Source organism: Holophaga foetida DSM 6591 (assembly GCF_000242615.2).
GTDB lineage: Bacteria > Acidobacteriota > Holophagae > Holophagales > Holophagaceae > Holophaga > Holophaga foetida.
Window position 1 is genome coordinate 3,064,130 of the sequence record NZ_KI912268.1, and the last position, 16,030, is coordinate 3,080,159.

16 protein-coding genes are annotated in these 16,030 nt (G+C 62.2%); 8 read left to right on the forward strand and 8 right to left on the reverse strand.

The genetic code is table 11. The features are described from left to right. Position 1: 1 nt before the first annotated feature. On the reverse strand, positions 2 to 1,966 hold the full coding sequence (locus tag HOLFODRAFT_RS0213800) for a hypothetical protein (protein ID WP_211237968.1): 1,965 nt from the start codon (positions 1,964 to 1,966) through the stop codon (positions 2 to 4). 138 nt (positions 1,967 to 2,104) lie between these two features. Here HOLFODRAFT_RS0213800 and pilB point away from each other — a divergent pair, with 138 nt between their 5' ends. The 6 genes from pilB (at position 2,105) to dxs (ending at position 9,522) form a co-directional block, all read left to right on the forward strand. Next, positions 2,105 to 3,934, forward strand: coding sequence for a type IV-A pilus assembly ATPase PilB (gene pilB / locus HOLFODRAFT_RS0213805; protein WP_005036308.1), 1,830 nt, complete (start codon positions 2,105 to 2,107; stop codon positions 3,932 to 3,934). Positions 3,935 to 3,949: 15 nt separating this feature from the next. After that, entirely contained in the window at positions 3,950 to 5,128 is a 1,179-nt protein-coding gene (locus HOLFODRAFT_RS0213810) for a type IV pilus twitching motility protein PilT (RefSeq protein ID WP_005036310.1), read from the forward strand. A 66-nt stretch (positions 5,129 to 5,194) separates the two neighbouring features. Continuing rightward, positions 5,195 to 6,394 (forward strand): type II secretion system F family protein, encoded by a 1,200-nt coding sequence (locus tag HOLFODRAFT_RS0213815; RefSeq protein ID WP_005036312.1) that lies wholly within the window; start codon positions 5,195 to 5,197, stop codon positions 6,392 to 6,394. An 82-nt stretch (positions 6,395 to 6,476) separates the two neighbouring features. Continuing rightward, a complete protein-coding gene (gene xseB, locus HOLFODRAFT_RS0213820) occupies positions 6,477 to 6,716 on the forward strand; it encodes an exodeoxyribonuclease VII small subunit (RefSeq protein ID WP_005036315.1) in 240 nt (79 codons plus the stop codon). Beyond that, the gene (locus HOLFODRAFT_RS0213825; RefSeq protein WP_005036318.1) at positions 6,713 to 7,618 is read left to right on the forward strand and encodes a polyprenyl synthetase family protein; all 906 of its coding nucleotides are present in this window, start codon (positions 6,713 to 6,715) and stop codon (positions 7,616 to 7,618) included. Before xseB ends, HOLFODRAFT_RS0213825 begins: the two co-directional genes overlap by 4 nt. Before the next feature lie 11 nt (positions 7,619 to 7,629). Then, positions 7,630 to 9,522 carry a 1-deoxy-D-xylulose-5-phosphate synthase gene (dxs, locus tag HOLFODRAFT_RS0213830; RefSeq protein ID WP_043486886.1) on the forward strand — a complete coding sequence of 631 codons (1,893 nt, stop codon included), beginning with the start codon at positions 7,630 to 7,632 and terminating at the stop codon, positions 9,520 to 9,522. Here dxs and HOLFODRAFT_RS25570 read toward each other — a convergent pair. The 7 genes from HOLFODRAFT_RS25570 to HOLFODRAFT_RS23380 all read right to left on the reverse strand — a co-directional run bounded on the left by HOLFODRAFT_RS25570 (position 9,505) and on the right by HOLFODRAFT_RS23380 (position 14,115). Next, positions 9,505 to 9,630: a hypothetical protein gene (locus HOLFODRAFT_RS25570; protein WP_005036321.1), complete on the reverse strand. Its 126-nt coding sequence runs from the start codon at positions 9,628 to 9,630 to the stop codon at positions 9,505 to 9,507. The two genes, dxs and HOLFODRAFT_RS25570, sit on opposite strands and share 18 nt — an antisense overlap. A 72-nt stretch (positions 9,631 to 9,702) precedes the next feature. Next, positions 9,703 to 9,996: a hypothetical protein gene (locus HOLFODRAFT_RS0213840; RefSeq protein ID WP_005036323.1), complete on the reverse strand. Its 294-nt coding sequence runs from the start codon at positions 9,994 to 9,996 to the stop codon at positions 9,703 to 9,705. A 190-nt stretch (positions 9,997 to 10,186) separates the two neighbouring features. Next, positions 10,187 to 11,158 carry a 3'-5' exoribonuclease YhaM family protein gene (locus HOLFODRAFT_RS21400; RefSeq protein WP_005036326.1) on the reverse strand — a complete coding sequence of 324 codons (972 nt, stop codon included), beginning with the start codon at positions 11,156 to 11,158 and terminating at the stop codon, positions 10,187 to 10,189. Between the two features lie 3 nt (positions 11,159 to 11,161). Next, the gene (locus HOLFODRAFT_RS21405) at positions 11,162 to 11,488 is read right to left on the reverse strand and encodes a S4 domain-containing protein (protein ID WP_005036328.1); all 327 of its coding nucleotides are present in this window, start codon (positions 11,486 to 11,488) and stop codon (positions 11,162 to 11,164) included. Continuing rightward, positions 11,485 to 12,456, reverse strand: a complete 972-nt coding sequence (locus HOLFODRAFT_RS0213855; protein ID WP_005036330.1) for a peptidylprolyl isomerase — start codon at positions 12,454 to 12,456, stop codon at positions 11,485 to 11,487. Before HOLFODRAFT_RS0213855 ends, HOLFODRAFT_RS21405 begins: the two co-directional genes overlap by 4 nt. After that, entirely contained in the window at positions 12,453 to 13,421 is a 969-nt protein-coding gene (locus HOLFODRAFT_RS23375) for a peptidylprolyl isomerase (protein ID WP_005036332.1), read from the reverse strand. Before HOLFODRAFT_RS23375 ends, HOLFODRAFT_RS0213855 begins: the two co-directional genes overlap by 4 nt. 28 nt (positions 13,422 to 13,449) lie before the next feature. Continuing rightward, the gene (locus HOLFODRAFT_RS23380) at positions 13,450 to 14,115 is read right to left on the reverse strand and encodes a Bax inhibitor-1/YccA family protein (protein ID WP_005036335.1); all 666 of its coding nucleotides are present in this window, start codon (positions 14,113 to 14,115) and stop codon (positions 13,450 to 13,452) included. Between the two features lie 143 nt (positions 14,116 to 14,258). Here HOLFODRAFT_RS23380 and HOLFODRAFT_RS0213870 point away from each other — a divergent pair, with 143 nt between their 5' ends. Both HOLFODRAFT_RS0213870 and bioD read left to right on the forward strand, forming a co-directional pair. Continuing rightward, complete coding sequence (locus HOLFODRAFT_RS0213870) at positions 14,259 to 15,404, forward strand: aminotransferase class I/II-fold pyridoxal phosphate-dependent enzyme (RefSeq protein ID WP_005036337.1); 1,146 nt, start codon at positions 14,259 to 14,261, stop codon at positions 15,402 to 15,404. After that, positions 15,401 to 16,009, forward strand: coding sequence for a dethiobiotin synthase (gene bioD, locus HOLFODRAFT_RS21420; RefSeq protein WP_005036340.1), 609 nt, complete (start codon positions 15,401 to 15,403; stop codon positions 16,007 to 16,009). Before HOLFODRAFT_RS0213870 ends, bioD begins: the two co-directional genes overlap by 4 nt. Positions 16,010 to 16,030 lie beyond the last annotated feature (21 nt).

Consider the following 16,030-nt stretch of genomic DNA (forward strand, 5'->3'; position numbering starts at 1 on the left):
CTCAGTTCATGGCGGCTTCAAGGCGTGTGGACAGGTGCTTCAGGTGGGAGGAGAAGGCTTCCAGGGAAGGCATCACGTCCCGTCCCCCACGTTCGGCGCGCACCCAGCGCTTGAGCAGCTGAACGGTCTGGGGGTCCCTGACCCCCATGGACTTGCCTATCTGGATGAGTTGGTGGGTGGCTCGGAAGCGATCCGGGCCAGGACTCACCCCTTCCAGGAGTTGGTTGCAGACCCTGAGGGCCTCCTGGGCGTGGGTCAGATCCAGGCGGATCAAGGGGATTCGTCCATTTATCCGGAGCAGGAAGACATCCAGGAACCTCAGGATTTCCCCCACCAACTCCACAGCGTCCCCCAGGGCCTGGGTGATCTCATCTGGAGCATCCAGGGAGCGCATGAGCTGGGAGGCGAGTCCTTCGAACTCCTGCCGGTCCTGGCTGCGGATCAGGAGGAATTCGGGGCTGCGACGGAAGGCCATGACCCGGTTCTGTGCCTGGGCCAGGGAAAGGGCGAGCCGGGGCATATCCCGCAGCTCCAGGTGGACCTGGATCTGCTGGTAGGTGGGATCCAGGTGCTCCCAGAGGCGGAAGAGCCTCTGGCGGAGCCTGTCGCCCTCTTCCGCCAGGGAAGGGGAAGCTGGAAATAGCCGCTTGCGCAACTCCGGGGAGAAGAGGCCCACCAGATCCGCCATCAGGACGCGCTGGTGGCTCAGGAGAAGAGCCTTGAGGTTGTCCAGGGTGCTGGCCAACTGGTCCGCATCGTTGTTGACCAGGGGAGGCTGGAGCATCCCACGGATCGTGGCCTGATCCTGGAGCAGGGAGAGGACAGCCTGGCGCAGGAAGGCCCCCAGGAGCAGGGCCTCTTCGCTCCCTTTGGGAAGGTGCTCTGCGACTCGGGGGTGGTAGACCCGATCCGCCAGGCGGCCCAGTTCGGTCTCGATGATGTAGAAGGTTGGCACCAGCGCGTAGCGGTCCTGGGTGGAAGCATTGGCGGCAGGCTCCATCTGCTCTACCAGGGCCAGCAGGGCCAGATGACTGGCCAGGGCGCGGGCTACGATCTTGAAGGCGGGGGGGTGGTCCTGGCGCAGTTGTTTCAGCAGGGAGCGGACTTCCTCCGGGAGCTTCTGGGCCAGAATGGCCTCCTCAATCCGGGGCAGGGACCATCCCAGGTGGTTCCAGAGCCACTGGAGGCTTCCCCGGACCTGCTCCACCGCTGGCCAATGGATGCCGCGATCCAGGGGGCGGAACAGGGTGATCCGCAGGCTGGTGATGACGTACTGGACCAGGAGGAGGGGCTCTGCCAATCGTCGGGTGTTCTCGGGCAGGGCGCTCTCCAGGAGTGCCTCCAGCTTCCGGAGGGATTCCAGGGGGCGGCCGGATCTGGTCGTCAGGGCACGGTTCAGGCTCTTGACCTGCTGGTTGATGCGAGTCGCCAGGGTTGAGCCACCGGTGTCCGCTTCCAGGACCTGGAAGATGTTCCGGAAGAGGTCACGGCTTTCGTGGAGGAAGGCAACCCATAGTTCGGAGCTGCAGGCTTCCCCGCTGGAGCCGATGGAAGAGGACATGGTGCGCAGGCTGGCGATGAGGTCCAGCAGTTGGACCACCCATTCCGGCTCCTGGTGGTGGCTCAGCAGGGCGTGGTGGGCGGTCTGGGCCAGTTGGCCCAGGTGTCCGAGGCTGTGCTGGAGGACCAAGCCCATGGCGGGCCTTGCCTCGCCAAGGCGCTTGTCGGAGAACTGATTCAGGAAGGACAGAAAGAGGCCGAAGGCCCGCCGCAGCTGCATGAGGGGCTGGGAGTCCAGCGGGGTCGCCCCTTCCGCCTGGGCGGGGTCCAGAAGCGGCATCAGGTCCCCGCCGCCAAGGCGGATCATCTCGTCCAGAAGTTCGAGATCGAGGCGCGAGAGCCCCTTCTCGCGAATGAGCTCCCGGACCTGATCCATACGCTGATGGGGGGGCCTTGACGGGGACATGCCCAAAGGATAGCTGGTCCATGGATTTGTGCTAGCCTGTCCGCCCGGTGATCCACTTTCAGGACCGCCACACCAAATGCGGCGATAACCTGTTTCTGGGTGATAGAATGCCGACATTCCCAGGTTCCGGAGGCGTCATTGGCCAGCAAGCTCGGCGAAATGCTTGTGAAAGCACAACTCATCACCGACTCCCAGCTGGAGGAGGCGATCCGGATTCAGCGCCGGGAGGGCGGAAAGCTCGGCAGCATCGTAGTCCGCCAAGGGTACTGTTCCGATCAGGACATCGTCAGTTTCCTGGGAATGCAGTACGGCGTCCCGGCGGCGGACCTGGAACAGTGGCCTCCCATCGAGGCCTCGGTGATCGCCCTGGTTCCGGCGGACTTGGCCTTCAAGCACAAGGTGCTCCCCCTTCAGCGAAGCGGGAATGTGCTGACCCTGGCCATGTCCGATCCAACGGACATCTTCGCCATGGACGATGTGCGCTTCCACACGGGCTACAACATCGATCCGGTAGTCTCTTCGGAGATGGGACTCGTCAGGGCCATCGAGCAGTATTATGGCGGGTCCAGCGCCCTGAAGTTGCGGGAGGAGGGGGCGGCGCGGGCTGCGGCCCCCAGGGACGGGCGCCAGGCTTCGAAGGGACCGCATATCGACGATGGGGCCATGGATGCCGCCCTGGATCTCAAGGCCATGGAGGATGAGCTCTCCGACGTCGACACGGAATACGCGACCCTTGATGATGAGGAGGAAAACATCAATGCATCTGCCCTCATGAAGGGCAGCGAGGACGCCCCGGTGGTGCGCCTCGTGAACATGGTGCTCATCGACGCCATCCGGAAGGGAGCCTCGGATATCCACCTGGAGCCTTACGAAAAGAGCTATCGGATCCGGTATCGCATCGATGGTCTCCTCCAGGAGGTCATGCGGCCCAATCTCAAGCTCAAGGATCCCGTCACCTCCCGCATCAAGATCCTGGCCAAGCTCAATATCGCCGAGAAGCGCCTGCCCCAGGATGGGCGCATCAAGCTGAGGGTGAACCTCTCTGGGCAGAACAAGGTCATCGACTACCGTGTGTCCATCCTCCCCTGCCTCTTTGGGGAGAAGATCGTTCTCCGCCTCCTTGACAGCGACAAGCTGATGCTGGATCTCACCAAGCTGGGTTTCGAGCCGGAGAGTCTGGTGCAATGGGACCGCCAGATCTCCAAACCCTACGGCATGGTTCTGGTTACGGGGCCCACGGGGTCCGGCAAGACCAATACCCTCTACTCCTCCATCGCCAAGCTGAATCAGGTGGACGTGAACATCATGACCGCCGAGGACCCGGTGGAATTCAACTTTGCCGGCATCAATCAGGTGCAGATGAAGGAGCAGATCGGGCTAAACTTCGCTGCCGCCCTGCGCTCCTTCCTTCGGCAGGATCCCAATATCATCCTGGTGGGTGAGATCCGGGACTTCGAGACCGCTGAGATCGCCATCAAGGCATCCCTGACGGGGCACTTGGTGCTCTCCACGCTTCACACGAACGATGCGCCGAGCACCATCAGCCGCCTCATGAACATGGGCGTGGAACCCTTCCTGGTGGCCACCTCGGTCAACATCATCTGTGCCCAGCGCTTGGTGCGGCGTCTCTGTTCCAACTGCAAGGCTCCCGATCCCCACCAACCCCCCCCGGAAGCCCTCCTGAAGATCGGCTTCACCGAAGAAGAGGTGGCCAAGGGGGTCACCCTGTACAAGGGCATGGGCTGCGAGGTATGCAACAAGAAGGGACTCAAGGGCCGCGTGGGCCTCTACGAGGTTCTGGAAATGTCCGAGACGCTGAGGGACATGGTCCTGACCGGTGCCTCTGCCATGGAGTTGCGGGAACAGGCCGTCAAGGAGGGCATGATCACCCTGCGACGTTCGGGTTGTCGAAAAGTGATCGATGGTGTGACAAATATCGAGGAAATCGTCCGAGAAACCGTTCTATAGAGGGAGGGGGTCCCCATGTCAGACAATGGTGCCAGTTATGTTGTTCCGCTTCAGCAGTTGCTGCGTACGATGGTGGAGTACGGGGGCACAGATCTTCACATCACGACCGATTCGGCACCCCAGATTCGGATCGATGGCCGGATGGTGCCCCTCAAGCTGCCGCCCCTGGATGCTGCCCAGACCCGGTGGCTTTGCTACGGCGTAATGACCGATCAGCAGAAGCATCGCCTGGAGGAGGACCTGGAGGTGGACTTCTCTTTCGGTCTCCAGGGCATCTCCCGCTTCCGGGCCAATGTCTTCAACCAGCGCGGGGCCACCGCCGGGTGCTTCCGCTCGATTCCCGAGAACATCCGTTCCTTTGACCAATTGGGGCTTCCCGCCGTCGTCCAGAGCCTCTGCGATAAACCCCGGGGGCTGGTGCTGGTCACGGGGGTCACAGGCTCCGGCAAGTCCACTACCCTGGCGGCCATGGTGGACCGCATCAATGAGACAGAGCCCCTCCACATCCTCACCATCGAAGACCCGGTCGAATACGTCCACAATCACAAACGCTGCTTGGTGAACCAGCGGGAAATCCACGCGGATACCCACAGCTTCAAGAAGGCGCTTCGCTCGGCCCTGCGCCAGGACCCCGATGTGGTGCTGGTGGGAGAACTCCGAGATCTGGAAACCATTGAATCCGCGCTTACCATTGCTGAGACCGGCCACTTGACCTTCGGCACCCTTCACACCAGTTCCTGCGTGCAGACCATCAACCGCATCATCGATGTATTCCCAGCTCACCAGCAGCCCCAGGTCCGGGCCCAGCTGTCCCTGGTGCTGGAGGGGGTCGTCTGCCAGTCCCTCATTCCCAAGTCCAGCGGCAAGGGCAGAGCCTTGGCCATCGAGGTGATGATCCCCAATCCCGCCATCCGGAATCTGATCCGCGAGGACAAGATCCATCAGATCTACAGCACCATGCAGACCGGTCAGTTGAAGTACGGGATGCAGACCTACAATCAGAGTCTTTCCGATCTGGTGCTCAGGGGAGATATCACCCAGGATGTGGCCATGACCTACTCCAGCAACCCGGATGAACTGCGGGAACTGATCAATCGTGGAGTCGGAACGACTTCCGGGCAGGCCGCTTCCGGTCCCAAGGCGCCCTCCTCCAGCGTGCTGGGCGGACGCAATCCCAACATTAAATACACCTGATCGCTTCACAAGTGGTAAATAGGCTCCTATCCTTAGCCTAGTCTCATCAATTTGGAAGAGGTGCCCATGCCAGCGTTTGTGTGGAAAGGAAAGAACCGGCTCGGAGAGCTGCAGGAAGGGGTCATTGTGGCTGATGGTCGGGATTCCGCCACCGCCACCCTCAAGCGCAATGGTGTCCAGGTCCTGTCCATCAAGCCCCAGGCCGCGAAGACCAAGAGCCTCGGGAAGGTGAAGTCCAAGGACCTCGCCATCTTCACCCGACAGTTCAGCGTGATGATCGATGCGGGCCTGCCCCTGGTCCAGTGCCTGGAGATCCTGGGCTCCCAGCAGCAGAACCAGGGCTTCAAACGCATCATCGAATCCATTCGCCAGGATGTGGAGCAGGGCGCCACCCTCCAGGCCGCCATGGCCAAGCACCCCAAGGCCTTCAATGACCTCTATGTGAACATGGTGGGGGCTGGCGAGGCTGGCGGCATCCTGGATGTCATCCTCCAGCGACTCAGTGGCTACATCGAGAAGGCGGTGAAGCTGACCGGGAAGGTGAAGGGTGCCATGACCTACCCCGTCACGGTGATCCTCATCGCCATCGCCGTGGTGGCCGTCATCATGCTGAAGGTCATTCCGGTCTTTTCCCAGATGTATGAAGGCATGGGCAGCTCCCTGCCGGTCCCGACCATTGTCTGTATTGCCATCTCCAACGTCCTGATCAACTACTTCCCCATTGTCCTGATCTTCATCATCGTGGTGGTCGTGGGCACCCGTCAGTACTACAAGACCCAGGCGGGGCATCTCCAGATTGACGTGCTGCTGCTCAAGATCCCCATCATCGGCGATCTTCTCCGGAAGGTGGCCGTGGCCCGCTTCTGTCGCACCCTGGGCACCCTCACCAGTTCGGGTGTGCCCATCCTGGAGGGTATGGATATCACGGCCCGTACCTCGGGCAATCTGGTGATCCAGAACGCCATCCTGAAGTGCAAGGAGGCGGTGGAGCAGGGGCGGAACATCTCCACACCCCTGGCGGAGACCAAGGTCTTTCCCCCCATGGTGGTCCAGATGGTGGGGGTAGGCGAGGCCACGGGTGCCCTGGACGCCATGCTTTCCAAGGTGGCCGACTTCTACGAGGACGAGGTGGACAACGCGGTGGCGTCCCTCACCTCCATGATGGAGCCCCTGATCATCGCGATCCTGGGCGGCATCATTGGCTTCATCGTGATCGCCATGTATATGCCCATCTTCAATCTGGCCAATGTCATGGGCAAGGACTGAGGCTGTCCTAGCCTTGCTGGACTCCGGGCTCTGGCCCGGAGTTTTTTTTCGGATGGCCTTCGCAGCACACTAGAATTGATCCATGACGACGAACGCCCCCCTCTCCTTTGACGATGGGCTGGACCGCCTTGAGGGGCTGGTCCACCAGCTGGAGGGAGGACAATTGAGCCTGGAAGATGCCCTGCTCCGATACGAGGAGGGCGTCCTGCTCAGTCGGACGCTCCAGACCCAGCTGGCGGAGGCCCAGCGCAAGGTCCTTGTGCTCAAGCAGAGCCTCGGGGGAGAGTACCGGGCAGAGCCCTTGGATGGAGACCCTTCGTGAAACTGAATTCTTCTGACCAGGTCCGATCGGATCTGGAGCGTCTGCTGCCCCTTTTTGACGCGGCCTACCTGAAGCCTTTTGAGTCCGGAGAGGCCCCGGGGCTGGCTGAGGCGATGTGTTACAGCCTCCGGGCTGGTGGCAAGCGTGTGCGCCCCGTGTTGTGCATGCTGGCTGCGGAATGCGTTGGTGGGAGTGCTGAGGATGCTCTCGTCTGCGGGCTGGCATTGGAATACATCCACACCTACTCCCTGGTCCATGATGATCTGCCCGCCATGGATGACGATGACCTGCGCCGGGGCCAGCCAACCAATCACAAGGTCTACGGCGAGGGCCAGGCGATCCTGGCCGGGGATGGTCTGCTGACGGAGGCTTTCCAGGTGCTGGCCTCCGCGTCCTCCCTGAGCGCGGATTGCCGTGTGGAGCTGGTCTCAATTCTGGCCGAGGCTGCCGGATGGCGCGGCATGGTGGGGGGGCAGTCCCTGGATCTGGCTGGAGAGATCCTGACTCGTTCCGGAGAGTCCTACGGCCTTGACCATCTTCAGCTCATCCATCGCCTCAAGACCGGGGCCCTGTTGCGGGCCTCTCTGGAGATGGGCGCAGTGGCCGCCGGAGCAGATCCCGGGAGCCGCAAAGCCCTCAGGGCTGCTGGTGCTGCTATGGGGCTGGCCTTCCAGATCCAGGACGATCTGTTGGACGAGACCTCCACGGACGAACAGATGGGCAAGCGGGTGAACAAGGACCAGGGCCGTGGAAAGATCACCTACCCGATGCTGCTGGGGATGGACGGGGCGCGTCTGGCCCTGACCGAGGCCACGGAACAGGCCATTACGCTCCTGAAGCCTTTGCCCCACCCCGAGGCCCTCATCGCCTGGGCGCATTTCATGGCGGAGCGAACCTCTTGAACTACTATCCCATGCTCGAATCACTTGCGGCTCCCCAGCAGATCCGCCAGTTCACACCATCCCAGCTGGAGCGCCTTGCGAAGGAGGTGAGGGCCTTCCTCATCGATTCCGTCAGTGAAACCGGTGGCCACTTCAGTTCCAACCTCGGGGTCGTGGAGTTGACTGTGGCTCTCTTCCACGAGTTCGACTTCCTCCATGACCGGGTGGTATGGGATGTGGGGCATCAGGCCTATCCCCACAAGATCCTGTCCGGACGGATGAAGCTGTTTCCCAGCCTCCGCAAGCATGGTGGTCTCTCGGGATTCCTGAAGCGCGACGAAAGCCCGTACGACCACTTCGGGGCAGGTCATTCCAGCACTAGCATCTCGGCAGCCCTGGGCATGGCCAAGGCCCGGGATCTCCAGAAGCAGGACTATACGAGCATTGCCGTGATCGGAGACGGTTCCATGACCGCCGGTCAGGCCTTCGAAGGCCTCAACCAGGCGGGATACCTGGAGACCCGGAAGTTCATGGTCATCCTCAACGACAACGACATGAGCATCAATCCCAACGTGGGCTCCCTCCAGGGCTACCTGAACCAGATGATCTCGGGTCAGTACTACCGCCGCTGGCGGGATCGCATCGAAGGGGCCATCAAGGTCATTCCCATCAAGGGGGTTAGCCGACGGCTGGCCCAGGCTGCCAAGTGGAGCGAGGAGGCCTTCAAGCGCATCGCGATCCCGGGGCTTCTCTTCGAGGATCTGGGCTTCCGCTATGTGGGACCCGTGAACGGCCACGATATGGGGGCTCTCCTCAAGGGATTTGAAGAGGCCAAGGTCTGGATGGAAGAGGGCCCTGTCCTGCTTCACGTCCAGACCAAGAAGGGCTGTGGTTACGACCCCGCCCAAAGGGACCCCGGCAAGTGGCACGGGGTAACGGCTTTCGATGCCGAGGCGGGCGAGATGCTGGCCTCTTCGGGACAGGCGGTCCCGCCCTCCTACACGAAGGTTTTTGGAACCACGCTGGTGGACTTGGCCCAGCGGGATGAAAAGATCGTGGCCATCACCGCTGCCATGCTCGATGGCACCGGACTCAATCTCTTCCAGGATGCCCTCCCAGACCGGTGCTTTGATGTTGGCATTGCGGAGCAGCACGGTGTCACCTTCGCCGCGGGCATGGCTGCCCAGGGGCTGCGGCCCATCTGCGCCATCTACTCGACCTTCCTGCAGCGGGGCTTCGATCAGGTGCTTCACGATGTCTGTCTCCAGGATCTGCCTGTAACCTTCGCCCTGGATCGGGCGGGAATCGTGGGCGCCGATGGACCGACCCACCATGGCCTCTACGACATGGCCTTCCTGAGGCTCATGCCCAACATGATCGTGATGGCTCCCAAGGATGAGAACGAACTGCGCAGGATGCTGCTTACAGCGCTCTACTGCGGCCATCCGGCGGCTCTTCGCTATCCCCGTGGTCAGGGTCAGGGCGTTCCCATGGAGAGTCCCATCTCGCCACTGCCTCTCGGCAAGGGCGAAGTCCTTCGGGAAGGTGTGGATCTTCTCATGGTGGCCATCGGCTCCATGGTGGCTTCGGCGATGGAAGTGGCGGCACACCTGGAGGCCCAGGGCTTCTCCTCCACCGTCATCAACGCACGCTTCGTGAAGCCTCTGGATCACGAACTCGTCCGGGAGTGGAGTCGCAAAGTGGCGCGGGTGGTCACGCTGGAAGAGGGCTGTGCCGCAGGTGGTTTCGGCTCTGCGGTGGCTGAATCCCTGGCGGAGGCTGGCATCGTGAAGCCGATCCTCCACTGTGCCGTTCCTGATGTCATCGTGCCCCACGGCTCCCAGCCCCTGCTCCTCGAAGAGCAGGGCATCGGCCCGAAAGCCCTCAAGGAGCGGATCGAGTCCTTCCTACGCGGGGGTGAGTAGCCGTCGCATATCCCCCAGCAGTCGCTCCAGTTCCTCTTCTGTGAGGTTCAGTGGCACCTGCTGCTTGACCTCGTCCTTGCGGTAGAAGGCGATGCGCTTGACGATCACCTTGTCCCGCCCGATGCAGATTTCGTTGAACTGGATCTGGGTCTCGTCCTTGTAAGGGGGGAGGCTGCGCAGCTAGATATACATCCCCCGGCGGTCATGGTCCACGATCTCCAAGTGTTCCCGAAGGTAGGTGGCCTGACGGGTCATGGTTTCGGCCTTGGAGCGCAGCTTGGCGAAGCTCTGCTTCTTGGGGGCGTTATGAACCAGGGAGAGTTGGCCGACGTCCACGGAGCGACCGTTCCGGCGGATCTCTCCCTGGAGTAGGCCATCTCCTGCCAGATCCACTTCCTGGACCTGGTCATAGCCCTTGAAATCACCCGGAAGAACAGAATCGTCGTAGCGCTTGGCTTTTCTGGAAGATTTCATGATTACCTCATATTCCAGCTGATCAGATCTTCGCTCGGTGGGTAGTATGTGCCGATGCGTCTGTCTTGAAGTGCTCAAAATGCCGTATTTGGGACATTCTGGGGTGGGGAGTGCATGGAATATCGGGCAAAGCTTTCCAGTTGTCGAGGGTTTAAAATGATTTTTGAGGCAAAAAAGGCAAGCCTCGATTCTACAAGCTCTTGGGCCAGCGAACCGTGTACAGGGGGCGTTCCAGGGAACGGGAGAATGGGGTCCAGTTCCCGGTGCCTCCTCCATCCTGAATGCCCCTGAAGATCGCCTCAAGTTTGCCGTCCAGGTCATCGAGGTAATGGACCAGCAGGGCCTCGGGGGTCTTGGGCACCACGGGGGACCCAAACTCCTGTCTGCCATGGTGGCTCAGGATGATGTGCAGGATCTGGAGGCGGAGTTCCTCGGGGAAAGGGCCCAGGCGGTCCATGGCCTGGCTGATCCAGAGAGTCTCCAGGGAGATGTGCCCCAGAAGGTTGCCGACATCCGAATAGCCGAAACTGCGCTGGTAGGTGAGTTCTGCGGTCTTGCCCAGGTCGTGAAGAAGGACCCCGGCCATTACCAGATCGGCATTCAGTTCCCGGTAATGCGCACAGGCGCGCTCGGCCATGGTGGCCACCGAGAGGGTGTGCTCCAGCAGGCCCCCCAGGCGGACATGGTGCATGCTCTTGGCCGCCGGGGCCCGGGAGAAGGCCTGGCGGTGCTCTGGATCCTCCTGGAGCAGGGCCGCGAGGAGCTTTCTGATCCAGGGATCCCGAACCCCCTCGATACGCTGGTCCAGTTCGGCGAGCATCTCCTCCACGGGGCGCTCGCTGGTCGGGAAGAACTGGGAGAGGTCGCCCACCTCCGCATCCGCGGCGAAGCGCACCTTATCCAGCTTGAGCTGGAGCCGACCATTGAAGCTGGTGACGGTGCCCTTCACCTTGAGGAAGGCTTCGGACTGTATCAGATCCAAGTCCCCCTCAATGGCCCGCAGATCCCAAAGAAAGGCCTTCAGGTCTCCCGAGGCATCCCCCAGCTTGGCTTCCAGGTACTCGGTGCCCTTTGCGCTGGTCTTGTAGGCGGTCTCAAGAGCCAGGAGGAAGCCGACGAAAGGATCTCCCTCTTTGAGGGTCTTGATCAGAGGTTGATTCATAACTCAGTGCTCCCTGGGGGGCTTGGGGCGGGGCAGGGTGGGGTCATCAAAGGCCCCCTCATCGACAGGCAGACGCCTGTCCTCCAGTATCTCCACGAAGGACCACTGGTCGGACTTGGCGATGTTTCCTTCCGGGATGCCCAGGATCCGGACCTTGAGGGCCCGGTTGTATATGGGGAAGGCCAGCTCGTCGTCGGGCTTGACCTCGAAACTGGCCTTGCGGGGAGTTCCGTTGACCCGGACCATGCCCTCTTCGCACAGCTCCCGGGCCAGTTCCCGACGTTTCAGGAGGTGGGTTTTCTTGAGGAATAGATCCAGACGCAAAGTCATCCCTTCGACAATTTCTCTTTGGGCACCATGTATCGGATGTTTGCCCGGATGCGCAACCCGTTGAGATAATTCTGGATGGCATTCTGGGCCTTGGGTTCCTGGAGTTTGGCGAGGATCTGCGCCTTGACCTCGGTGAAGGGTTTGGCCAGATCCTCTTCAACGGCTATGAGTTGGACAAGATAGAGGTCCTTGTCGGTCTCGATGGGCTCTGAAACTTGGTTGGGCTTGAGGGCCAGGGCTGCCTGCTCGATGGCTGGGCGGAGGAGCCCCTTGCTCATCCATCCCAGGTCGCCGCCGGTGTTCCGGCTTGGGCTGGTGGACTGGCTCTGGACCAGTTCCTCGAAGGGTTTGCCCTCCTTGATGGCGGTACGGATGGCGGCCAGATTCCTGGCGGCGGCTTCGCGCTCTTCCGGGGTGGCCCCCTTGGCGATCACCAGCTCCCGGATCCGGAAGCGGCTGGGCTGGCGGTATTCGTCCTTGTGGTCCTCGTAATAGGCCCGCAGCTCCTGGTCTTCGATGGCTACCCTGGAATAGACCTCCCGGCGCAGCACTTCCTGGCGGGTGATCTCCTGCTTCTGGCGCAGCAGGAATTCGGGCAGGCCAACGCCCGCGCTGGCCCGGAGGGCCCGCTCGAAGTCGGCGTCCGATGCGAAGTTGTTCTGCTTCTTGATGTCCTCGACGTAGTTGCGGAGGTAGTCCTCGGGGACGACGATCCCGAGATCAAGGGCCTTGTCCTCCAGGATGAAACTGTCGACCAGGCCCTGGAGGGTCTTCTCGCGGGCGTCCTGGAGCTTCTCGTCAAGCTGCTTGCCGGAGAACTGCCGATAGAGGGCAGCGTTCTCCTGTTCCACGGCCTGCTGGAAGGTCCGACGGGTGATGAGGTGATTGTTGACGACCACCAGGATCTCCTCCCGGACCTCGCCTGCGAAGACGAGGGCCGGGAGGAGGAAAGGGATGGCCCTCCTCATTTGGTGGTTCCCTTGGTCTTGGCCGACTTGATGACCGAGGGGCTCTTGTCCGTGTAGTTCAGGCTCTTCTTGGCCTCGTCGATGTAGTTCCGGAAGACCTCTTCCTGGCGCTGGGGCATCCAGGCCTGCTTCACCTTCTCCTTGACCTTCTCGAACTCGGGCGACTCCCCGGGGATCTTCTTCTCCAGCTGGATGATGTGGTAGCCGAACTGGGTCTTGACGGGCTCGCTGATCTCGCCCGGGGCCTGCTTCTTCACCGTCGCTTCGAACTCGGGGACGAACTGGCCGTATGAGATGTTCTCGTAGAGGCCACCCTTATCCTTGCTACCGGGGTCATCCGAGTATTCCTTGGCCAGGTCCTCCATCTTCTTGCCGGCCTTGAGCTCGGCGAGTACCTTGGCAGCCTTGGCCTTGGCCTCCTCGTCGCTCAGGCCCTTGCCTTCGGCACCAGCGTTCTCCTTGTTGCCGATGAGGATGTGGCGCGCCGAATACTTCTCAGGGGTCTTGAACTTGTCCTTGTTGGCTTCGAAGTAGGCCTTCAGGATCTCGTCGGTGGGCTTGATCTGCTTCTGCAATGCTTCGCCGTCCCGCTGCATGAGCTCCTGGACCAGGGTCTCCTGTTCCCGCAGGGCCAGCTTCCGCTGGAAGGCTGGGGCGACATCCATCTTCTCCTGACGAGCCTTGGCCGCCAGGATGTTGAAGTCCAGGAACCGCTGGAGATACTGAGCCTTCATCTCCGGAGAGGAACCCACCAGGGAACGCTGCTGGGGAGGCACGGCGAGATCCAGGAAAGTGTCGAAGTCTGACTGGCGGACCACTTTCTTCCCGATCTGGGCCAGGATGGGATCCTCCTTGGGGGCTTCGACAGCCAGCTTGGGGGCCGGGACAACCTTCTTGGCCGTCGGGGCCGCCGTCTGGGCCACGAGGGTCAGGGTGAGGACGGGGAAGAGAGCGCTTTTCAGCATGAAGGAACCTTTCTGGTGCGGTTGTGAATCAATCCCGACGGCCGCCAAGGAGGCGCAGGATGGAAAGGAAGATGTTGAGGAGGCTGACGAAAAGGGAGAGGGCGAAGCCCGCCGCATCCCCGGTATCGCCGTTGCGGAGCATGAGCGAGGTGTCATAGAGGATCTTGGCCGAGCAGGCGATGACAATGACGGCCGATATCATGAGGTGCAGCAGTTCGACATGCAGGAAGATGCCGATCAGGGATCCCACCAGGGCGATGACGAGGCCAGTGGTGATGAAGCCCCCGAGGAAGCCGAAGTCCTTCTTCGAGACCAGGGCGACGAGACTCAGCACGAGGAAGTCGGCGGCGGTCATGCCCAGGGCGGCAAGGACGATTCCGGGGCCGCTCTGGGTGGCGGCTGCGATTGAGGCGAAACCCGCCAAGATGCCCGCTACGAATGTGAAGGCCGCGTAGGCGAAGCGGTTCTGGGGCTTGCGCCGGCTCACGGCATTGGCCCAGAAGAAGGTTCCGTAGAAGACCAGGATCAGGGCCAGGATGAAGAAGCGGCCGAGAAGGGGGAAGAGCAGGGCCGCAGCGAAAGGGGCGCTTATGGCACCAACGCCCGCTACGACGAAACCTCCCATGAGCCACGCGTAGACACTGCGGACGAAGCTTACACGATCCTGGATGGCGGTGCTGGCACTGTAATTCATTTTTCCTCGAGGTGACCCCGCAGGGGAAGGGATCCTGGATTCTAGCATCCGGGTCTTGGCCGCGGGGACCATTGCCCTAAGCTGGACCGAAGGGCAGACTGTTCCCTACGCCCTGAAGTGACCTTCAGGTTTTCAAGGTTCCCGTGAAAACTTCCTGGATCCCAGAACCGTGGCGCGAGCGGCTTGATCTGGCCGCTCGGGGCCGGGTTTCTCGCAGTCGGAATCGCATCATCCAGTCCCCTTTGGGCTTGGATTTCTCCTCCAATGACTACCTGGGGCTGCGTCGGGACCCCCGCCTGGCGGAGGCCGGGGAACAGGCTGCCCGGAGCTACGGATCGGGGTCCGGTGCCTCCCGCCTGCTGCGGGGCACGAGCCCGCTTCATGACCAGTTGGAGGAGGCCCTCGCCCAGTGGAAGGGGCAAGGGTCCTGCCTTCTCTTCAATACCGGATTCCAGTGCAATGCGACCCTGATTCCCTCCCTGCTGCATCCGGGGGATGCCGTCTTCTCCGATGCCCTGAACCATGCCTCCATCGTGGATGGCTGCCGCATGGCCAAGCTCCGGGGAGCCCACCTGGGCATCTATCACCACCTGGATCTGGCGAACCTCCAGCAGCAGCTCCACGGATGGATGGCAGGGGCAAGCCGGGAAGCCCTGGCCCTGGTGGTAACGGATGCGATCTTCAGCATGGATGGTGATGCTGCGGACCTGCCGGGGCTCCTGGACATCTGCCGCCGCCACCGCGCCATGCTCATGGTGGACGAGGCCCATGCCTCCGGATTACTGGGGGCGACGGGGGCCGGATTGGCCGAAGCCCAGGGCGTCCACGGCCAGATCCCCCTTCTCATGGGAACCCTGGGCAAGGCCCTGGGCACCTTCGGGGCCTTCGTGGCCTGCGATCCCCTCCTGCGGGACCATCTCGTCAACCAGTGCCGCGGTTTCATCTTCTCCACGGCTCTGCCCCCCTCCAGCGTGGGGGCCTCCCTGGAGGCCCTGCACCTGGCCAGGACCGAGACCTGGCGGCGGGAGAGAGCGCTTGGCTATGCCCAGCTCCTAAGGGAGGCCCTGGCTCTGCCGACAGGAAGCTCCCCCATTGTGCCCATCGTGATCGGTTCGGACGCCGACGCCATCCGGATGGCCCGGGGGCTTCAGGACCAGGGCTTCGATATCCGGGCCGTGCGTCCTCCCACCGTTCCCGAGGGTACCGCCCGCCTGCGGATCACCACCGGGGCTCACCAGGAGGAGGCCGATGTGGAGGCCCTGATCCGGGCGCTTCGGGAGCTGCTGTGAACCTGCTGGAACTGCCTTCTCCCCTGTGGGTGCTGGGCACCGACACCGGGGTGGGGAAGACCCATGTGTCGGCCCGCATCGCCCGGGCCTGGGCCCAGGCGGGGCCCGTGGTCTACCGGAAGCCCTTTCAGACCGGCGTGGTGGACGAAGAGGATGCCGAGGCCGATGCCCCGATTGTGCGGGCTCCCGGCATCACCACAGAGACCGGGATCCTCCTGCGGGCACCGCTTTCGCCCCTGGCTGCGGCCGAGATGGAGGGAAAGATTCTGGATCTGGAAGCCATGGCCCAGTGGGTTGGACGCCCTGTGCCCCCCGGAACACGCCTGCTCCTGGAGCCCGCCGGGGGGATCATGGTCCCGGTTGGGCCCCACCACACCTTCCTGGCCTGGGCCACGGACCTGGGGATCCCTGCCGTGGTGGTGGGGCGAGGGGGGCTGGGAACCCTGAATCACATCCTCCTCACCTGTGAGGCCCTGATGGCAAGGAGCTGGACCATCCCGGCCGTATTCCTGAACCCCGGGGTGGACGATGCCTTCGAGGCCGCCCAGGAGAACGCCGCCCTCCTGAGGCGCTTTCTTCCGATGCCTGTGGAAGTGTTGACCTAAACTGTCTCTTTGCAGTCCATG

What these genes read in the sequence shown, in the direction of transcription:
- HOLFODRAFT_RS0213800 (WP_211237968.1), bottom strand. Translation starts at nt 1,966, where the DNA reads ATGTCCCCGTCAAGGCCCCCCCATCAGCGTATGGATCAGGTCCGGGAG.
- HOLFODRAFT_RS0213810 (WP_005036310.1), top strand. Translation starts at nt 3,950, where the DNA reads ATGTCAGACAATGGTGCCAGTTATGTTGTTCCGCTTCAGCAGTTGCTG.
- HOLFODRAFT_RS0213815 (WP_005036312.1), top strand. Translation starts at nt 5,195, where the DNA reads ATGCCAGCGTTTGTGTGGAAAGGAAAGAACCGGCTCGGAGAGCTGCAG.
- xseB (WP_005036315.1), top strand. Translation starts at nt 6,477, where the DNA reads ATGACGACGAACGCCCCCCTCTCCTTTGACGATGGGCTGGACCGCCTT.
- dxs (WP_043486886.1), top strand. Translation starts at nt 7,630, where the DNA reads ATGCTCGAATCACTTGCGGCTCCCCAGCAGATCCGCCAGTTCACACCA.
- HOLFODRAFT_RS0213840 (WP_005036323.1), bottom strand. Translation starts at nt 9,996, where the DNA reads ATGAAATCTTCCAGAAAAGCCAAGCGCTACGACGATTCTGTTCTTCCG.
- HOLFODRAFT_RS21400 (WP_005036326.1), bottom strand. Translation starts at nt 11,158, where the DNA reads ATGAATCAACCTCTGATCAAGACCCTCAAAGAGGGAGATCCTTTCGTC.
- HOLFODRAFT_RS21405 (WP_005036328.1), bottom strand. Translation starts at nt 11,488, where the DNA reads ATGACTTTGCGTCTGGATCTATTCCTCAAGAAAACCCACCTCCTGAAA.
- HOLFODRAFT_RS0213855 (WP_005036330.1), bottom strand. Translation starts at nt 12,456, where the DNA reads ATGAGGAGGGCCATCCCTTTCCTCCTCCCGGCCCTCGTCTTCGCAGGC.
- HOLFODRAFT_RS23375 (WP_005036332.1), bottom strand. Translation starts at nt 13,421, where the DNA reads ATGCTGAAAAGCGCTCTCTTCCCCGTCCTCACCCTGACCCTCGTGGCC.
- HOLFODRAFT_RS23380 (WP_005036335.1), bottom strand. Translation starts at nt 14,115, where the DNA reads ATGAATTACAGTGCCAGCACCGCCATCCAGGATCGTGTAAGCTTCGTC.